Annotated in this window: 17 protein-coding genes and 1 tRNA gene; 11 read left to right on the forward strand and 7 right to left on the reverse strand. The window is 60.1% G+C overall.

Annotation, left to right across the window (positions count from 1 at the left end):
• Positions 1-40 precede the first annotated feature (40 nt).
• The 6 genes from KUF55_RS01945 (at position 41) to KUF55_RS01970 (ending at position 6403) form a co-directional block, all read left to right on the forward strand.
• Entirely contained in the window at positions 41-1156 is a 1116-nt protein-coding gene (locus KUF55_RS01945; protein ID WP_132365218.1) for a carbohydrate ABC transporter permease, read from the forward strand.
• A complete protein-coding gene (locus KUF55_RS01950; protein ID WP_218817839.1) occupies positions 1153-2049 on the forward strand; it encodes a carbohydrate ABC transporter permease in 897 nt (298 codons plus the stop codon). The genes KUF55_RS01945 and KUF55_RS01950 overlap by 4 nt, the downstream gene beginning before the upstream one ends.
• Positions 2049-3467 (forward strand): GH1 family beta-glucosidase, encoded by a 1419-nt coding sequence (locus tag KUF55_RS01955; RefSeq protein WP_218817840.1) that lies wholly within the window; start codon positions 2049-2051, stop codon positions 3465-3467. The genes KUF55_RS01950 and KUF55_RS01955 overlap by 1 nt, the downstream gene beginning before the upstream one ends.
• 97 nt (positions 3468-3564) lie before the next feature.
• A complete protein-coding gene (locus KUF55_RS01960) occupies positions 3565-4578 on the forward strand; it encodes a LacI family DNA-binding transcriptional regulator (RefSeq protein ID WP_218817841.1) in 1014 nt (337 codons plus the stop codon).
• Between the two features lie 152 nt (positions 4579-4730).
• Complete coding sequence (locus KUF55_RS01965) at positions 4731-5744, forward strand: DUF2804 domain-containing protein (protein WP_218817842.1); 1014 nt, start codon at positions 4731-4733, stop codon at positions 5742-5744.
• A gap of 242 nt (positions 5745-5986) precedes the next feature.
• Positions 5987-6403 (forward strand): hypothetical protein, encoded by a 417-nt coding sequence (locus tag KUF55_RS01970; RefSeq protein ID WP_218817843.1) that lies wholly within the window; start codon positions 5987-5989, stop codon positions 6401-6403.
• Between the two features lie 154 nt (positions 6404-6557).
• Here the strand turns inward: KUF55_RS01970 and KUF55_RS01975 are convergent, their stop codons facing one another.
• The 3 genes from KUF55_RS01975 to KUF55_RS01985 all read right to left on the reverse strand — a co-directional run bounded on the left by KUF55_RS01975 (position 6558) and on the right by KUF55_RS01985 (position 7998).
• The gene (locus KUF55_RS01975; protein WP_218817844.1) at positions 6558-7241 is read right to left on the reverse strand and encodes a DUF4166 domain-containing protein; all 684 of its coding nucleotides are present in this window, start codon (positions 7239-7241) and stop codon (positions 6558-6560) included.
• A gap of 56 nt (positions 7242-7297) precedes the next feature.
• The gene (locus KUF55_RS01980; RefSeq protein WP_218817845.1) at positions 7298-7768 is read right to left on the reverse strand and encodes a GNAT family N-acetyltransferase; all 471 of its coding nucleotides are present in this window, start codon (positions 7766-7768) and stop codon (positions 7298-7300) included.
• Positions 7769-7921: 153 nt separating this feature from the next.
• Positions 7922-7998: transfer RNA gene (locus tag KUF55_RS01985), tRNA-Arg, on the reverse strand.
• A 309-nt stretch (positions 7999-8307) separates the two neighbouring features.
• On the opposite strand from KUF55_RS01985, the gene KUF55_RS01990 reads away from it, so the two are divergent.
• From KUF55_RS01990 to KUF55_RS02000, 3 genes are all read left to right on the forward strand, one after another.
• Complete coding sequence (locus KUF55_RS01990) at positions 8308-10137, forward strand: phosphoenolpyruvate carboxykinase (GTP) (protein ID WP_218817846.1); 1830 nt, start codon at positions 8308-8310, stop codon at positions 10135-10137.
• 227 nt (positions 10138-10364) lie between these two features.
• Positions 10365-10892: a PadR family transcriptional regulator gene (locus KUF55_RS01995; protein WP_132365210.1), complete on the forward strand. Its 528-nt coding sequence runs from the start codon at positions 10365-10367 to the stop codon at positions 10890-10892.
• Positions 10889-12142, forward strand: a complete 1254-nt coding sequence (locus KUF55_RS02000) for an alpha/beta fold hydrolase (protein ID WP_218817847.1) — start codon at positions 10889-10891, stop codon at positions 12140-12142. Before KUF55_RS01995 ends, KUF55_RS02000 begins: the two co-directional genes overlap by 4 nt.
• 116 nt (positions 12143-12258) lie before the next feature.
• Here KUF55_RS02000 and KUF55_RS02005 read toward each other — a convergent pair whose 3' ends face one another.
• The 4 genes from KUF55_RS02005 to KUF55_RS02020 form a co-directional block, all read right to left on the reverse strand.
• Positions 12259-13440, reverse strand: a complete 1182-nt coding sequence (locus KUF55_RS02005) for a globin domain-containing protein (protein WP_218817848.1) — start codon at positions 13438-13440, stop codon at positions 12259-12261.
• 219 nt (positions 13441-13659) lie between these two features.
• Positions 13660-14106, reverse strand: a complete 447-nt coding sequence (locus KUF55_RS02010; RefSeq protein WP_218817849.1) for an Rrf2 family transcriptional regulator — start codon at positions 14104-14106, stop codon at positions 13660-13662.
• Positions 14107-14249: 143 nt separating this feature from the next.
• Entirely contained in the window at positions 14250-14732 is a 483-nt protein-coding gene (locus KUF55_RS02015) for a hypothetical protein (RefSeq protein ID WP_218817850.1), read from the reverse strand.
• Entirely contained in the window at positions 14729-16144 is a 1416-nt protein-coding gene (locus KUF55_RS02020; protein WP_132365205.1) for a phosphomannomutase/phosphoglucomutase, read from the reverse strand. Before KUF55_RS02020 ends, KUF55_RS02015 begins: the two co-directional genes overlap by 4 nt.
• Before the next feature lie 125 nt (positions 16145-16269).
• On the opposite strand from KUF55_RS02020, the gene KUF55_RS02025 reads away from it, so the two are divergent.
• The gene (locus tag KUF55_RS02025; RefSeq protein WP_132365204.1) at positions 16270-18405 is read left to right on the forward strand and encodes an ATP-dependent DNA helicase RecQ; all 2136 of its coding nucleotides are present in this window, start codon (positions 16270-16272) and stop codon (positions 18403-18405) included.
• A 135-nt stretch (positions 18406-18540) separates the two neighbouring features.
• Positions 18541-18789: an SCO4226 family nickel-binding protein gene (locus tag KUF55_RS02030; protein ID WP_132365203.1), complete on the forward strand. Its 249-nt coding sequence runs from the start codon at positions 18541-18543 to the stop codon at positions 18787-18789.
• Positions 18790-18796: the final 7 nt, after the last annotated feature.

Genomic DNA, 18796 nt, shown 5'->3' on the forward strand with positions numbered 1-18796 from the left:
GCGTTGTGCCGAGCCTCCGTCCCACTGGGAGAAGAGTCTCATGACCAGCATCATCAGTCCGCCTTCGGAGCCGCAGCAAAAGCACGGCAGGCCCGATGCGGAAAGCACCGGTGCCCCCGGCTCCGGAACCAGCCCGCGTCCCTCGCTTCGCGCAAAGTTTGGCGCACTCGACGTTAAGGTATCGCCCTACCTCTACATCGCGCCGTTCTTTATCCTCTTCGCCATGGTGGGACTTTTCCCGCTGGTCTATACCTTTATCGTTTCCATCAACGATTGGGATCTGCTCTCGGGCGCGGGGGAGTGGGTCGGCCTGGAGAACTACGTCACCGAACTCACGGATCCGTACTTCTGGAACTCGCTGTTTAACACCTTCAGCATCTTCCTGCTCTCGGCCATCCCGCAGCTCATCGCGGCAACCTTCATCGCCGCCATCTTGGATCAGAATTTACGGGCCAAGACCTTCTGGCGCATGAGTATCCTCTTGCCCTACGTTGTTACTCCGGTGGCGGTGACGTTGATTTTCTCGAGCGCTTTCGACGAAAAATACGGGCTCATCAACAACTTCCTCCAACTGCTCAATCTCGATCCGGTCGCGTGGAAGTCCGAGGTTTTCCCCTCCCATATCGCCATCGCCTCGATGGTGAACTGGCGCTGGACGGGCTACAACGCGTTGATCCTGCTGGCAGCCATGCAGGCAGTTCCGCGTGAACTCCACGAATCGGCCGCGCTAGATGGTGCCGGAGCCTTCCGGCGCTTCTTCTCCATCACATTGCCGGGAATCCGCCCGTCCATGATCTTCGTGATCATCACCGCGACGGTCGGCGGCCTGCAGATCTTTACCGAGCCGAAACTCTTTAATCCCAGCAGCTCGACGCTGGGTGGACCCAACCGCGAATACCAGACCACCGTCTTGTACCTCTGGGACCTGGCCTTCAACCGCGGGGACTTCGGCAAAGCGTCCGCCGTGGCTTGGCTACTCTTCTTGATCATCATCCTGGTCGGGCTACTGAACTTCCTCATTTCCCGTTCCATTGCCTCCTCCGGTGGCGGCAGGGGCGAGAAAATTGGTCGCGCGGCACGACGTTCAGCACGAAAAGACGCGCAGCTCCTCGCCCGCGAAGCTGCGCAGGAGAACTCGAAGGAGCATCGGTCATGAGCCTAAAAACCGCACTACCCCCGGCGAAAAATAGGAACGTTGTACCGGCCAAACCGGGACGCAAGCGTTCCTTCGGTCTGGACCGGCGGCCGGGCTTTCTCACCTATGGCTTGTTATTCGCCTTCTTCCTCGGCGGGGCCTACCCGTTGTGGTGGTCATTTGTCACAGGATCCGGCTCCGGCGGCGCCTTTGAAGGTTCGTTGCCGCCCATCTTCCCCGGCGAGGCCTTCCTGTCCAACGTCTCGGAGGTCTTCACGACCATCGACTTCTGGTCAGCCCTAGGCAACAGCATTATCGTTTCGAGCATCATCACGATTTCGGTGGTCGGATTCTCCACGCTCGCCGGCTACTCCTTCGCGAAACTGCGCTTTCGCGGCAAGCAGGGACTGATGGTCTTTGTGATCGCGACCCTGGCCGTGCCAACACAGCTGGGCATCATTCCGCTGTTCATGATGATGAAGCAGTTCGGCTGGACCGGATCCCTCGGGGCGATCATGGTTCCGACGCTGGTCACCGCGTTCGGTGTGTTCTTCATGCGCCAGTATTTAGTGGATGTCATCCCGGACGAATTGATCGAGGCGGCCCGTGTTGACGGAGCCAGCATGATCCAGACCTTCTGGCATGTGGGCGTCCCCGCGGCACGTCCGGCGATGGCGATCCTAGGTCTGTTCACCTTCATGACGGCCTGGACCGACTACCTCTGGCCGCTGCTGGTGGCACCGCAAAATCCAACGTTGCAGGTGGCCCTGAGCCAACTGCAATCGGCCAAATACGTTGACCACACCATCGTGATGGCAGGTGCCGTGATGGCCACCATCCCGCTGCTGCTGCTCTTCGTAGTGGCCGGCAAACAACTTGTTTCGGGAATCATGGCAGGAGCAGTAAAAGGCTAATGAGCATCAACAAATTGCACGACTTTTCATGGCCCACGGGTTTCCTTTGGGGATCCGCAACGGCCGCAGCGCAGATCGAAGGCGCGGCACACCTTGACGGCAAGGAGGATTCCATCTGGGATGCCTTCGCCCGCGTACCCAACGCCATTGCCGGTGGTGATCATCTGGAAGTGGCCGTGGACCACTACCACCGGTACACCGAAGACGTGGGCATCATGAAGAACTTGGGGTTGGATTCCTACCGGTTCTCCACGTCGTGGGCTCGAGTGGTTCCGGGCGGGCGAAGCGTTAATGCCAAGGGGCTGGATTTCTACAGCCGATTGGTCGATGAGCTGTTGGAAGCCAACATCCTGCCGTGGCTGACTCTCTATCACTGGGATCTTCCGCAGGCTTTGGAGGAGCGTGGCGGCTGGGCCAACCGCGACACCGCCTATCGCTTTGTGGAATATGCTCAGGCGGTCCACGGCGCGCTCGGGGACCGCGTCACGCACTGGACGACATTTAATGAACCGCTTTGTTCCTCACTGATCGGCTATGCGGCAGGTGAACACGCACCGGGTCGCCGCGAACCACGTGCAGCACTTGCGGCGATGCATCATCAGCATTTGGCCCATGGTCTTGCCACGTCCGAGTTGCGCGAGCTCGGTGTGGAAAAGATCGGCATTACATTGAACCTGACCAATGCCGTGCCAAATGATCCCAACGACTCGGCGGATCTTGATGCCGCCCGGCGCATCGATGCCCTGTGGAACCGCATGTACCTTGACCCGATTCTGTGTGGTTCCTACCCCGCGGACTTGCTCGAGGACGTGAAGGAGTACGGTCTGGCCGAACTCATCAAGCCCGGGGATTTGGTTGCCATTCACCAACCCATCGATTTCTTGGGTGTGAATCACTATCACGATGACAATGTCAGCGGTCACCCTGCCTCGGCACATGCCGCTCCGGCAGTGGTTCCCACCAATAGCCCCAAGAGCTCTCCATTTGTCGGAAGCGAACATGTCTCCTTCCCCGCCCGGGACCTGCCGCTGACCGCCATGGGCTGGGAAGTGAATCCCGCGGGACTTCGCACCTTGCTGAACCGGCTGAAGGCCGACTATTCAAATCTGCCCCCGCTGTACATCACCGAAAATGGGGCGGCCTATGAGGACACCGTGGAAGCGGACGGTTCCGTGGCAGATAGCGAGCGCGCGGCCTACATCCTTGACCACATTGGAGCCGTTGCCGAGGCCATCGAGGACGGGGTGGATGTCCGTGGCTACTTCGTCTGGTCGCTGCTGGATAACTTCGAGTGGGCGTGGGGATACGCCAAACGCTTCGGCATTGTCAGGGTGGACTATGACACGCAGGAGAGAACCATTAAGGACAGTGGGCTTGCCTACGCGAAGCTGATCGCGGCGAGTCGTACACTGGCATAAACCGGATGCCGCGGAATACTTCGTGTTCCGCGGCATTTCTCCGTCGCCGTGACGGAAGAGTCGAGCCGGTAGCTGACAGCGAAAGTGGGAAAAGCGAATGGGTGAGAGCGCTAAACCACAGCCGACGCTGGAATTGGTGGCTGCCCGGGCGGGGGTCTCGCGCGCCACGGTGTCTCGCGTCGTAAATGGCTCCACCAAGGTCAGCGCCGAGGTCAACGAGCAGGTCAATAAGGCCATTGCCGAACTCAAGTACGTCCCCAATAGGGCAGCGCGCTCACTTGCCAATGGGCGAACCAATTCCATAGCTCTGGTCATTCCGGAAAACGCGGCCAAGTTCTTCTCGGACCCCTATTTCGCCACCGTCATTCAAGGTGCTGCCATGTACCTGGCCGACACCGAATTCACTCTCACCCTGTTGATCGCCACCGAGGCCGATCCTGCCAAGACCGGACGCTACCTTCGCGGCGGCAATGTGGATGGCGCCCTCATCCTTTCGCACCACAGTGATGACCGTTCCTATGTGGAACTCGCCGGCTCGCTGCCCATGGTCTTTGGTGGCAGACCCATGAGTGATGAAAGCGGCGAACTGCACGTGGTCGACGTGGACAATGTCGCCGCTGCCATCACCGCAACACGCACCATCCTGGAATCCGGGCGCAGGAGGATCGCCACGATTGCTGGTCCGCAAAACATGGGTGCCGGACAAGATCGGCTCCAAGGCTGGCACGATGCCTTGGAAGCCGTGGGACTGGCAACGGATCTGATTGAATTTGGCGACTTCACCCCACCTGGAGGCGAAGCGGCCATGATTTCCCTACTCGATCGGGGAGTTGATATTGACGGAATATTTATTGCCAGCGCGCAGATGGCCTTTGGAGCGCTGAAGATCCTCCATGAGCGCGGTATCCGCGTGCCGGAAGACATTTCGATTACCACCGTGGATAACGACTCGTATGCACAAAGTGCTTCCCCGCCGCTGACCACCATCGAGCAACCCGCGGAGCGGCAGGGCGCCATGATGGCCCAGTTACTGGTCAAGCTGATTGCCGGTGGCGAGGTTCCCGAACGCACCATCATTAACACGGAGCTAATCAAGCGCGGTTCGCACTAGTTGAGGGCAAGGGGCTGCTGACCTATGGCGGAAGCGTATCCATGATTTGCGTCTAGCTAATACGCAATGCCAATAACGAACTTGGCCACCGCTTTGCCGTGTTAAATATGATCACTAGCTCCGCAGCACGTGCTTCATAAGACGAGGAACCCATGAGCAAAATGTTGGTGGAACGGGAAATTACCGAGCCCGTCGCCCTACTGCAAGCCGACGGAACGCTGAACCCTGACGCCGTCGGATTCAGCCGGACACCGCTTCACGATACCTCCGGCATTGGTGCCGGCCGTATCGCGTGGGGAAGGAACAAGCGCTGGGAGTATTGGGCAGTGACGACGCCCGAGTACATCATTGCTCTCACGGTCTCATCGCTCGACTACGCGGCAGTGCATGCGGTAATGGTGTACGAGCGGTCGACGGGCAAGGTCTTAGAACGCGACGCCGTCGCTCCACTGGCGGGCACCGCTACGCTTCCTGCCTCGGCCGGGGCAGGTCCAGCCCGTGCGACCACTAAGAAATTGCGGATCGCCATCGACGAGGTGCCCGGCAGAACTCAGTTGCGGGCGAAGACTTCAGGGGTCTCATTTGAGATGATGGCACATCGTCCGGCGGGTCACCAAGCCTTGGGCGTGGTGGTTCCCTTCTCCAAAAACCGCTTTCAATACACGCTCAAAGATGTAGCAAGACCCGCCACGGGTTGGCTTGAGATAGCGGGTACCCGCCACGAGATCCCCGAGGGCGAGAGCTGGGCAGTGCTCGATCACGGGCGTGGACGCTGGCCCTACAAAATGACATGGAACTGGGGTGCCGCGTCAGGGAAGCTGAACGGCGAAACGCTCGGTCTTCAAATGGGTGGCAAATGGACCGATGGTAGTGGATCCACGGAGAATTCCCTCCTTATCGATGGAACGCTTCACAAGATCAGCGAAGAACTCGATTGGCAGTACAACACCTCCGACTGGTTGGCGCCCTGGAGCATTACCGGGGAGAGCGTCCAACTGAAATTTGAACCATTCTGGGATAGAAGCAGTAGCACCGAGCTGGTGGTGTTCGGAAGTCGTGGACACCAATGCTTTGGCCACTACTCCGGGTGGGTGCAGGTGGGGGAACGCAGGATCCAGATCGCGGGGCTGCTCGGCTGGGCCGAGGAGATGCGCAACAGATGGTAGAGCTGAAGCGGCCCTCGGGAGCCCCAAGAATCAAAAATGTGGCGGCGCTCGCCGGGTGGCCTACCGAACTGGTTCCACCGTCATTAGTGGTCATCGTTGATTAAGAGACCAAGCCCGGATGCTGATTGAAGCTCCCCGTGCCGAGCACGCCCTGACCAGGTCGAGCAGGATTCAAGAAGCAGCCACGGTCCCGGTGCGCCTAGAGTGAAGCTCATAGAGCAGACCATTGAAAGGAAACACCCATGAGCACCACCTTCAGTAAAGAGGAAAAGGCAGCGATGCGTGCCGCAGCGGCCGAGGCAAAGGCCGCAAAGCTAGGTGCGGATCTTGAAGCAGCCTGCCTCGGCGCCATCTCCGAGATGACCGGCACGGACAAAGAACTGGCCGAGACCCTGCACCAGCTGGTCAAGAAGAACACCGATTTAGGTGCGAAGACCTGGTACGGAATGCCTGCCTATGCCAACGCAGAGGGCAAGGTTGTGGTGTTTTTCCAAAGCGCAGCCAAGTTCAAGGTGCGCTACGCGACCATCGGTTTCCAGCCCGACGCCATGCTGGATGACGGCAACCTGTGGCCGACGTCCTTCGCCGTAACGAAGCTGAGCGCAGCTGACCAGGAGCACCTTGTGGAACTGCTCAAGAAGGCAGTGAACAAGGCTTAGCGTCTCGAAGGTACATCAGCGTCTGGGCCTCCATTTTTGGAGCCGGGCGCTGATTTATTGCGTCTGAACCGATGGCGGAAACACGAGGCTGACGTGTGGTGCAGATGAGTTGCGTGGTTGTAACGGCAAAGCACCGCGTCTGGGAGAACGGCGCCTAATCGCGCCATTCTTCCCTCAGCGGTTTTAGTGTCTGGGGGATGGGTGCCTCTGTCAGCGAAGGAAACGTGCAGGTGAACTCGCCGCGGTAGCCGAACAGGAATCCGAAGTGCGGATTACGTACCTGCATCTGCATGGTGAAAACGCCTCGTTGATCATCAAAGCTCTCGTACAAATCTGCCGTGCCGGTGAAGGCGGCTGGAAACGTGAAGGCCAACGGACCTTCGTAAAAACGCTGGGCGGTTGTCTGTAAGTGAAGAGTGCCGTCTTCCAGGACCTCCAACTCGAGATCGGTGGCTAGATGCTGGTGTGTACCAAGGTAGTCGACGATCCGGCCCCGTTGCGGGCTAAACACCATGGTGGCGTCGAACCGGCGAATTTTGGAACGTGAGACGTTAAGAGTCCGAACAAAAGTAACGGTTGGTCGGGAAAAGCCATCGAGGTAGGGATAGTTTTCGATGGTGAAGGGGATGTTGTTTCCCTGATCCGGAAACAAGATGTTGCGGTAGGCACCTAGCGCCAGAAAGGGCAACGTCCACCAAGCCCCGCGCCGTACCTCAGTAAAGACCCCGCTACCAATACAGGCATAACCGGAATCTACATCAACGCCAAAGCGTTTTTGGAGCATCGGATGCAGTCGCCGAAAGTCTTCACCCAAGGCCAGTTCAAAAATTGATGCCATTGCTCATTCCGTTTCGTCGTTCGACGGCAGCGTGGACCCTCTCATGGGGAGCCTGATTAGTAAGTAAGCAATTCGGGCCTGCCTGGAGTGAGTCCACGGGCCACCATGAATACATCGATGGGGTCCGAGGTATCGACAACAAAACCGTGGCGTAGATAAAGACGCTGTGCCGGACTTCCTGCCAGTACGTTGAGTCGGAAGGGTCGAATGTCGGTGTGCCGCCGCATGAGGTCGGCCAGTACCGACCCGCCCAGTCCCTTGCCCTGATGCTGCGGATCGATGTAGAAGTGTTCGAGCCACTGACTATCTGGGGTTGGCCGCAGGGCGATGCTTCCCGCAGCAAGTCCATCCAAGGTGATGATCTTCGTGTGCTCGGGTTGGAATCCGTTGAGAAAGCGTTGGCCCACACGCACGGGATCGTAGCGATCGAGGCGTTCAAGATCATTTTTCAGCACGACTGCACGTAACTCAGCAATCCATTGTGCATCGGATTCCGTGGCTGCCCTGAGCGCAAAGGGGGTCTGCATGAGTCAAGTCAAATGGACATTGAGCAAGCGTGCAAGTTGTGGCGATTAATGCATCAGCCGGTCGTTTCTCCCCAAACACCGCTTTCACATTCTCGCTGTTGAGTAGGTCGACGTGACATGCAAAAAGCCACGATTTCTCGTAGCTTTTTACTGTGGTGCGCCCAAAGGGATTCGAACCCCTGACCTTCTGTTCCGTAGACAGATGCTCTATCCAGCTGAGCTATGGGCGCATATTCTTATTTTGGTAGCAACCTTGCGGTTCGACCTCGAATAACTATACAGACGAATGGGCCTCGTGCAAAATCCGTTGGCACTTCGTGCGGTGTGTCGCTAGGTCACGTTCCATGAAGTATACCGGTCTACGTGTCCTTCGTCACTTAATGTGCGATCTGTCGCTTGGTCGAAGCCCGAAAAGTCGGGCTTTTTGTTGAAACTAAATCACGAAAGAGGAAATTTGGCGATCTGGATCACAGGAGGCCGCGACCGTGGCCCCCGTAGCATCGACATATTGCAAATTCAGCCCAATGGAGGGAATGGACATGAGCGAGAGCTCGGACCAGAAGGTCATCGATGCAGCACCGACCACGCACGCAAAGCTAGCCGCTTGGGTGCAGGAAGTCGCGGAACTGACGAAGCCTGACCATGTCTATTGGGTAGACGGCTCGCAGGAGGAGAACGATCGCCTCACCGCCGAGCTGGTTAGCTCCGGCACGCTGCAGAAGCTCACGGATCCTACGTTCCCGAATTCCTTCGCTGCCTTCTCGGACCCCAAAGATGTGGCCCGTGTTGAGGAGCGTACCTTCATCTGCTCCGTGGACAAGAAGGATGCAGGCTTCACTAATAACTGGGAAGAACCAGTCAAGATGAAGTCCATGCTCACCGGGATCTTCGACGGTGCCATGCGTGGTCGCACCATGTACGTCATCCCGTTTGTTATGGGACCACTTGACGCCGAGGCGCCGCAGTACGGCGTGGAGCTTACCGACTCCGCCTACGTGGTCACCTCCATGCGCATTATGGCTCGCATCGGCAATGACGTGTTGCGCAAGATGGAAACCGAAGACGCGTTCTTCGTTCCGGCACTGCACTCCGTTGGCGCCCCACTGGCTGACGGCCAGGAGGATGTTGCATGGCCGTGCAACGCGGAGAAGTGGATTGTTCACTTCCCCGAGGAGCGCTCCATCTGGTCCTACGGCTCGGGCTACGGCGGAAACGCACTGTTGGGCAAGAAGTGCTACGCACTGCGCATCGCCTCGGTGATGGCTCGCGACGAGGGCTGGCTGGCCGAGCACATGCTTATCCTTAAGCTCACCAACCCGGAAGGCAAGAGCTACAACGTGGCAGCGGCCTTCCCGTCGGCCTGTGGCAAGACCAACCTGGCTCTCTTGGATCCGACCATTGATGGTTGGAAGGCCGAGACCCTGGGCGATGACATCAACTGGATGCGCATCGGCAAGGAAGGCGAGCTTCGCGGCGTTAACCCGGAATACGGCCTCTTCGGCGTCGCACCGGGCACCGGCTGGTCCACTAACCCCAACGCCATGCGCGCCATCACCAAGGGCAACTCGATCTTCACCAACGTGGCACTCACCGATGAAGGTGGCGTGTGGTGGGAAGGCATGACGGATGAAGCTCCGGCACACCTGACCGACTGGTTGGGCAATGACTGGACCCCGGACTCGGGCCGCCCCGCCGCGCACCCGAACTCGCGCTTCTGCACGCCGATCTCCCAGGTCGACATGCTGGCCCAGGAGTACTACAGCCCGGATGGCGTAGAGATCCACGCGATTCTCTTCGGCGGACGCCGCAAGACCACCATTCCTTTGGTGACTCAGGCACGTAGCTGGACCAACGGCATCTTCATGGGTTCCACCCTGTCCTCCGAAACCACTGCAGCAGCAGCCGGTGCCGTTGGCGTGGTTCGCCGCGACCCGATGGCCATGCTTCCGTTCATTGGCTACAACGCCGGTGACTACCTCAACCACTGGGATTCGATCGAGTCCAAGGCCAACCCGGAACGCCTGCCCAAGATCTTCTTGGTCAACTGGTTCCGACGTAATGCCGAAGGCGGCTTCGCTTGGCCCGGATTCGGGGACAACTCCCGCGTGCTGAAGTGGGCCATCGATCGCATCGAGGGCAAGGCAGACGCAGTGGAGACCCCGATCGGATTCGTGCCGACCGGCGAATCGATTGACCTGACCGGACTGGATATGACCCCCGCCGAAGTTGAAGCGGCTGTGGCCGTGGACAAGGACGAATGGGACACCGAACTGGCCAGCATCGAGGAGTGGTACGCCAAGTTCGGCGAGGCACTGCCCGTATCGCTACGCGGCGAGCTTGACGGTCTGAAGGAGCGCTTGGGCGCCTAATACCCTCCCAACGCGAACGGTAGACAGTTTAAGGGCTCCGTCATCACCACCCTCACCCGAATTCGGGAATACGAAGGAAGTGCTGACGGGGCCCTGTCTTTATGCCCTGCATCGATTCAAAGGACAGCCTCATCACCAGCGTTCAGGGCGGAGTGGCCGCGACGGCGTCGGAGGTTTAACGCGTGGCTGCTGGAACAATCCTCTAGTGGATGTGTCAGGATGAAAGCATGATTCTTGCGCGTTTGATCCTCGGGCTCTTGAGTTTGTCACCGATGACAGGGTACGAGTTGAAGAAGCACTTCGACTCGTCAATCAATCATTTCTGGAATGCCGACAAGGCCCAGATCTATCGCACCCTGTCGCAGCTGGTGAAGGATGGGCACGCCACCGTCACCACCATCGCCCAGGACAACTACCCGGATCGCCAAGAACACCACATCACCGAAACCGGGCGCCAAGCGCTGGTGGAGTGGCTGGGCGGCGACGTTACTGCGCACACCCCGCGTGAACCTTTTCTGGCCCGCGTGTTTTTCGCCGCGGAACTGGACCGCGAAGAGGTGTTGGAATTGATCCAGTCCCGCCGCGGTGCAACACAAGAAGTACTCGACGACTACCTCTCCCAGCGTGAGGACATTGATATGCGAGCAGCAGCTGACCGCCGCAGTTTCCTGATGGCGGCAACCCTCGACAACGGCATCCGCCATGCCGAGGCGGAACTTGAATGGCTTGATGCCGTCGCGGAGTACCTGCCATGAGCCAGAACGAAAACATGTCGGGCAATGATGCGGGAACCGACGAAGAATTTGTTGACCCGATCGAGCCGGATCAGCCAGATGCCCAGCCTCCAGAGTCGAAGTCGGGCAAGTCAGCCCGAGCTCCGAAGGTGACTAATCCGAAGCGGGTGCCCAAGGAAAGTAAGGCCCACACCGAGACTCGCCCCGAAGATCCCGCAGCGGTGGGCCAGAGCGGGGAAAGGCCCGCGTCGGCGGTTCCCGGCCAACAGGCGCCCATCAAGGAGAGCGCGGCATACAGCGGTGCTGGTGCCAAGGAAAAGCGCTCGCCACATCCAAAGCAGGCGAGACCCATTAAGTCGCCCAAGCAATCCAGGCCCGCCGAGACGCAGGTACCAGCCGCGTCCCACAGCCCAGCCGTGCCGGCCACGGGCACAGCCGGCGCCTCAGTTGAGGCCAAGACTGCACGTGATCCCGGTGGATACCCCGAATTCCATGCGCCGACGCGGGCCCGCAAGGACGGAAAACGAGCGCAAACGATTGTCTTCCTCCACGGCGGAAACGTGGCGAACTGGAGCTGGGATCCGCAGGTTCGCGCCTTTGGTGACTATGAGGTTCTCACCCCGCACCTGCCGGGGTTCGGAGCGAGGTCGCAGGAAGACTGGGCGGGCCTTGATAGTGCCGCCGACGATGTTGCAGCGGTCATCGCTGACGAGGTGTCCAACGGAGGCGCCCATTTGGTGGGCATTTCCTTGGGTGGTGTCATCGCCCTGCGTGTCCTAGCAAGGCACCCGGAACTCGTGGAATCGGTGCTCATTTCCGGTGTGCCGGCGGCCGGGGTCTCTGCCTCGATGCGCACCATGAGCCGCATGCAATTACGACTCTTCGGCAGTGAATGGTACTGGCGCTTCCAAGCCGGCGCCTACGGTATGGTCGCCGATGAAAAGGAACTGTTCACCGAGCACGGCACTCAACTGCGCGCGGATAATATGCGTGCCATCATGGACGAGGTTGATCCGGGCGGCGTCCCCTCAAAGCTCGGGGCCTATCAGGGACCGGCACTGGTGATTGCCGGTGGCAAGGAACCCAAACTCGTGGCAAAGTCCTTCCCGGCACTGGCCAAGGCCCTGCCCCAGGCTCAATTCCGAATCGCGGCCGGAATGCACCACCAGTGGAACATCGAGGACCCGATTCTCTTCAACGCGACCGTGCGCGCCTGGGTAGAAAAGGGCACCGCACACCCGCGGTTGCAGGAGCAGACTACACAGCAGTAGGGAACATGAAGGCGCATGAGTCGTAAATCTTGCACCGCTATGACCCTATTTACCCAAGAAAGTGGACGGCCACCGAACATCGGTAGCCGCCCACTTTTTGGGTTTCTGATCCCTCGTTAAGCAGCAAGCCACAGGTCGGGGCCGAAGACCTCATAGTGGATGTTGGTGGCAGGAATTCCCGCATCGATCGCCTGCGAGCGGACGGCGCGCATGAACGGCAGTGGGCCACACAGGTACAGGCGGGCATTTGCCGGCAGATCGAGGTTGGCCAGGGACATGTAGCCCTCGGTGGCTTCGGTGCCTTCGGCCTTGGCGTTGATGTCCTCGAGCCACAGCTTCAGCTCGGCGTTGGGCAGGGAATCGACCGACTCGAGCATCTGCTCCTTGAGTGCCCAAGCGTCCTCGGTGGCCTCGGCGTGCAGCACCAGGACCTGACGGTCCGAGCCGGCGGCTACCAAGGTGGCCAATGCGGAGGCGCTGGGGGTGCAACCGATACCCGCGGTGGCCAAGATGATGGGAGCGCCGGTGGTGTCGATGGTCAGATCGCCGTAGGGGTTGGAGAGCTCAATGACATCTCCGACATTCAGGTGCTGGTGCATGAACGGGGAAACCTCGCCGCCGCCGTCAAATTTGGTGGTGATCACGCGCTCGGTCGTGGAGGTGACCGAATCGCTGAGGGTGTACTGGCGGCACTGGCGCAGTCCGTCCGGCAGCGGGACCCGCACCGAGACGAACTGCCCGGCCTTAGCCACCGTCACCGGGGTGTCATCCGCCGGTGCGAAGCGGAAGGTGACCGAACCGGTCCCGGCGGCTTCCTTGGCCACGAGGGTCCAGTGAGTCCAGATTTTGTCATTGGCCTGCTGCTTGTAGAGGCCCTTTTCGATCTTGATCAAGGCGTCGGCCATGAGCCAGTAGACCTCAGACCAGGCCTCCGCGACCTCGGGGGTCACGGCCTCGCCGAGGTCCTCGACGATGGCGGCGAAAAGGTGCTCGTAGACGATGGCGTACTGTTCCTCAACGATGCCCAGCGAGGTGTGCTTGTGGGCGATGCGGGAGAGCACGGCCTCGGGCAGGGTGCCGGGGTTGTTGACCAGGTGGGTGGCGAAGGCGGCGATGGATCCGGCCAGGGCCTGCTGCTGTGTACCGTTCTTCTGGTTGGCGCGGGAGAAGAGTCCGTCAAGGAGTTCCGGGCGGGCCGCGAACATCCGGTCGTAGAACTTCGGGGTGATGTGGGAGATCCGCTCGCCAATGATCGGCAGCGTGGCTTCGATGACCGGGCGGGACTTGTCGGAAAGCATCTTGTGGCTCCTTGACGAAGGTTGGCTCTTATCTTGTATCTGTTATGCAAGATTGATAGTTCATTTCTACCGTTAGTAGAAGTCGGATGCAAATCGGGTGGCTTCGTGACCGAGGCGCGGGGGAGACTCGGGCGTCTAGAAACCGGGGGGGGGGGGGGAGTCGCCGTTGGGCGGAGCCAAAAATTCGAGGACGGTGAGGTGAAACGCGTCTTGGAGAAACTACGGAAAGAGCGGGAAGGGCAGTGACGTGCTTCCCTGAACCGTGGTGAGGTCTTGGACACGTAGCGCATCCAACTCCGCATAGAACGCCTCGCGCGCCCGGCGCAGAGCACCACGTAACTTGCACGTGGCCAGCAAGGGACAAGGGATCCCTGCCTCGGAAACGCATTCAACAACGTCCTCACGGACATCCAGATCGCGCATGAGTGCGCCCACTCGTAACTCCAACCCCACGCTGGTGATTTGTGAGCCACCATAACGTCCGCGGGTCACATCGAGGGCTCCGCGATTGCGCAATTCCACGATCGCCTTGGCTACATGGTTGTAGGGCACACCGATCGCCTCGGCAATGTCCTTGGTGGTGACCTGCTGGTCGCGACGGGAGCCGAGAAACATCAAGGTGCGCAGACATACGTCGGCAAAGGCGCTGAGTTTCACGTTTCCCATTCTCGCAGGTCTGTGGACCGCGCGCGCTGAGCTCATGCCCAGCCGCCTAGAGTTCGCCCTCGGCCAACATTGCCAATCAAAGGCCTGTGGCCCGGAAACGCATGCTGCGTTTCCGGGCCACAGGCCAAATACCAGCGAAGAGACTAGCCCCAGATTTGAATCTGGCCGCCCTCGGCGCTGGGTTCGGAGAAGTCCCAGATGCCGGTTTCCGGATCCGGCGCGGTGTACGGCTGCACGATGGCAATCGAAGCCCCATCACGGTGCTCGGCCAAAACGTGGACGGCATCCTTGCCGTCATCAAGCAAGGTGACATCCGAAACGAAGGCCACGGCGTTGAAGGAATCGCGCTGGTCGCTCAGGAGCTGCACCAACTCCTGCATCATGACTTCGGCATCGATGTCGGCTTCCGGGTCATCCAGATCCTCGGTGGGCTGAACGGCCAACAGCCGCAGTTCCGGTTCTGCGTTTTCCTCGGTGGCAGGCTCAACGGCAATGGCGAAGGGCAGGAAAACACCCTGCTCTTCGAGCTGCTCGCGGGCCACACCTAGCGCGGTGCCTAGGACCTTGTTCAGCTCCACCTGTGCGGCAGCGTCGAGTTCGGTGATCTTGTTTTCTGGGGTGCTCATGCGTTGCTCCTGACGATCTTCAGAACTCCGTCACGGACGAGTTCCATGGTCTTACGGTCGACTGCTTCTCCATTAAAGCGGAGGAAGGGTTCGGTATTGGATGGGCGAAGGTTGAACCAGAAGGAACCGTCCGTGGCCGTCACGGTGGTGCCGTCCATGGTGCTTACGTCTACCGGTTCGCTGGCGTAGGTGTCTAGCACCCGCTGTACGGCCCCGGCTTTGTCTTGAACCTCTGAGTTGATTTCGCCCGAGGAGACATACGGTTCGTACTCGGCAGCAAATTCGCTCAGCGCGGTCTGCTGGTGACCCAATGCCGCCAGCACGTGCATGGCTGCCAGCATGCCGGTGTCAGCATTGTAGAAGTCGCGGAAGTAATAGTGAGCCGAGTGCTCGCCGCCGAAGACCGCTCCTTCGTCGGCCATGACGGCCTTGATGAAGGAGTGCCCCACGCGGGTGACCACCGGGCGCCCACCTGCTGCCACCACTGCCTCGGGCACAGCGCGGGAAGTGATTAAGTTGTGAATGATGACCGGAGTCTGTTCCCCGGCCCGCTGGGCGCGAGCGATCTCGCGCACTGCCACCAAAGCGGTGATGGCGGAGGGGGAAACGGGGTTGCCCAACTCGTCGATCACGAAACAGCGATCGGCGTCTCCATCAAAGGCCAGGCCAATATCGGCGCCGTGCTTAACGACGGCAGCCTGCAAATCGCGCAGGTTCTCCGGCTCCAGGGGGTTAGCCGGGTGATTGGGGAAGGTGCCATCAAGCTCGAAGTACAGATCAACGATCTCCAGGGGCAGACCCGGCAGGATCGCATCACCCAGCACCGCGGGGGTGGTGAGCCCACCCATGCCATTGCCGGCGTCAACAACCACCTTCAGCGGGCGAATGTCAGAGAGGTCGACCAGCGAACGCAGGTATGCGGCGTAATCGGCCAGAACATCAAGCTGCGTGGTGGTGCCCTCCGGAGCCTCGGTGGATACCGGCAGACCTTCATCGAGGTAGCTCTGAGCTAGGTCGCGGATCTGATAGAGCCCGGTGTCAGAAGACACCGGCACGGCGCCAGCCTTGGACATCTTGATGCCGTTGTAGCCGGCTGGGTTGTGGCTGGCGGTAAACACCACGCCGGCACAATCCAGCGAACCAGCCGCGAAGTACAGCTCGTCGGTGGAAATGAGCCCTAGCATCTTCGGGTTCGCACCACGGTAAGCGGCTCCGCGCGCAAAAGCCGCGGAAAACTCGGGTGAAGATGGTCGCATGTCACCGCCAACCAGAACGTCTTGGCCGCTCAGGCCCAACACGTCGACAAATGCTGCGCCAATGGCCTCTACCGCCTCGGCGGTGATGGTTGCCCCGACGATGCCGCGCACGTCATAGGCCTTGAAGGACTCAGAAAGATCAATTTCCACATTCACACTGTTGAGCTTATCCGGTTGGCGCGTCGGGGCAGGGATTTGAGACAGTGAAGGTGAGTAGTTACATAGGTGTCTGACGCGGCAGGATGCGCACAACTGTCGGTGGACACTGGGATACTGGGGCCATGGACGCCTTTACACCCAGCATCGATGCGGACCTGCGTTCCGCTGCCACTTCCATTCTGCGCTCCTTGGTGGGGCGGGATGACGCCGAGTTCCATGATGGGCAGTTCGAAGCGATTGAGGCCCTGGTTGCAGGGGGTCGTCGCGCCCTCGTGGTGCAACGCACCGGCTGGGGAAAATCTGCGGTGTACTTCGTAGCGTCGCTGCTCTTGCGTGCTCGCGGCGCGGGACCCACATTAATTGTTTCTCCGCTCTTGGCGCTGATGCGCGACCAGGTTGCGGCCGCGGCACGTGCCGGGGTGCGGGCCGAAGCGATCAACTCGGCCAACGCCCTGGACTGGGCGTCCATCGCCCAAAAGCTCGACAACGATGAGCTGGACGTGCTGTTGGTATCCCCGGAACGGTTGAACAATCCCGTCTTCCGCGACACCCAACTGCCGGCTCTGGTGGAGCGGATGGGCCTGCTGGTGATTGACGAAGCGCACTGCATCTCCGACTGGGGACACGACTTCCGCCCGGACTACCGCCGTATCAAGGACCTCATCAACGCGCTGCCGGGCACCGTTCCGGTACTGGCCACCACCGCGACAGCCAACGAGCGCGTGGTTCAGGATGTGCGCGAACAGCTGGCCGTGGGCGGCGCGGACGTCTTCACGCTGCGCGGTGCGCTGGCCCGCGATTCCCTGCGCCTGGGTGTATTGCGTTTGCCTTCACCGCGGTCGCAATTTGCCTGGCTGCTCACGCACCTGAACGATTTCCACGGGTCGGGCATCATTTACACGCTGACCGTCTCTGCGGCAGAAGACATCACTCGGCTGTTGGCCGAGGCCGGGCACAAGGTGCTCGCCTACTCGGGGCGCACCGACACCGAGGAACGGCACCGCGCCGAAATCGCGTTGAAAAACAATGAGGTCAAGGCCCTTGTTGCCACCAGCGCATTGGGCATGGGCTTTGACAAACCTGACCTCGGCTTTGTCATCCACGTTGGAGCGCCGAGCTCCCCGGTGGCGTACTACCAGCAGGTGGGCCGTGCCGGTCGTGGCAGCATCAACGCCGATGTGCTGCTGTTGCCTGGCCCGGAAGACCGGGAGATCTGGCGTTACTTCGCCACCAGCTCCATGCCGGACGAGCAGAAGGCGCATGCCGTCCTGCAAGAACTTGGCGCCACGCAGGGACCGCTGTCGGTGCCTGCGCTCGAATCTCGGGTCAATATCAAGCGCACCCCGCTCGAGCTGCTGCTGAAGGTATTGGCGGTTGATGGGGCGGTGGAACGGGTCTCGGGCGGCTGGATCCGCTCCGGCGCTCAGTGGTACTACGATGCCGAGCGCTACACCCGAGTTGCCGCAGCCCGTGTCGCGGAGCAGAATTCCATGCTGGACTACGAACACCTGAAAACCTGCCGCATGGAATTTTTGTCCAAAGCACTGGACGATCCGGCGGCGGCACCTTGTGGGCGCTGCGATAACTGCGCCGGGGTCTGGTTCAGCGACGAGATTCAACAGGTCGCCAAGGACTCCGCCCAGACGGCGTTGGGGCGCGTGGGGGCGCTGCTGGAAGCGCGCCGGATGTACCCCGGTGGTATGGAAAAGCTTGGGGTGCAGCTCAAGGGCAAGATCAAGCCCGAGTTTCAGGCCGAGGACGGCCGCGCGTTGGCCCGCCTGACCGACCTTGGTTGGGGTGGACGTTTGCGTGCCTTGCTGGAGAATTCGGATGAGCCTGATGCGCCCATCTCACCGGCCATGTTGGATGCCTGTGTGAAGGTGCTCAGCGAGTGGAAGTGGTCCACCCGACCCGTCGCGGTGGTGTCCATGCCTTCGCGCACTCGCCCGCAATTGGTGGGGTCCTTCGCCCAAGGTATTTCGACCATCGGTCGCCTTCCCTACCTTGGACAGCTTGAATATCGGGACCATGGTCCGCGCGGTGGTTCGGGTGGTAACTCGGCCTTCCGCTTAGCTGCGGTCTGGGACCAGTTTGTTGTCCCCGCAGAGATGGCCGCAAAGCTGGCGGATGCACCGGGTCCGATCCTGCTGCTCGATGACCTGGCAGATAGTCGGTGGACGTTGACCGAGGTCGCTCGCATCCTGCGTGTTGCAGGTGCCCCCGGAGTGCTTCCATTTGTGTTGGGTGTAGCTGGCTGACCCGTCACCGATCCACCATCAGTTATCCGTGCTTTTACCGATGGTTCCTAGTATTTTCTTATGTCGCCGCAACTCCTAAGATGAGGTGAACGCAGGGTCATGAGTGCGTTCAGCACAATTCAAGGAAGTGTAGCAATGGCTGAATTCATGGATGTACACAACCACATGCAGGGACTATCTGCAGCCGATCTGACGGCCGCTCACGCGGCTGATCTTGCCATCCAGGGCGAGGAAAACGTTGAATTCAAAAAGGCATGGGCAGATCCGGTGAGCGGGAAGGTTTTCTGTCTCTCGGAGGGTCCCTCTGCCGAGGCCGTTCAGCGGGTTCACGAGCGGGCCGGCCACCTAGCCGATGAAATTTACGCCGTGCCGTTGGTCGTCTAGTCCGTTT

Source organism: Paeniglutamicibacter sp. Y32M11, assembly GCF_019285735.1.
Lineage (GTDB): Bacteria > Actinomycetota > Actinomycetes > Actinomycetales > Micrococcaceae > Paeniglutamicibacter.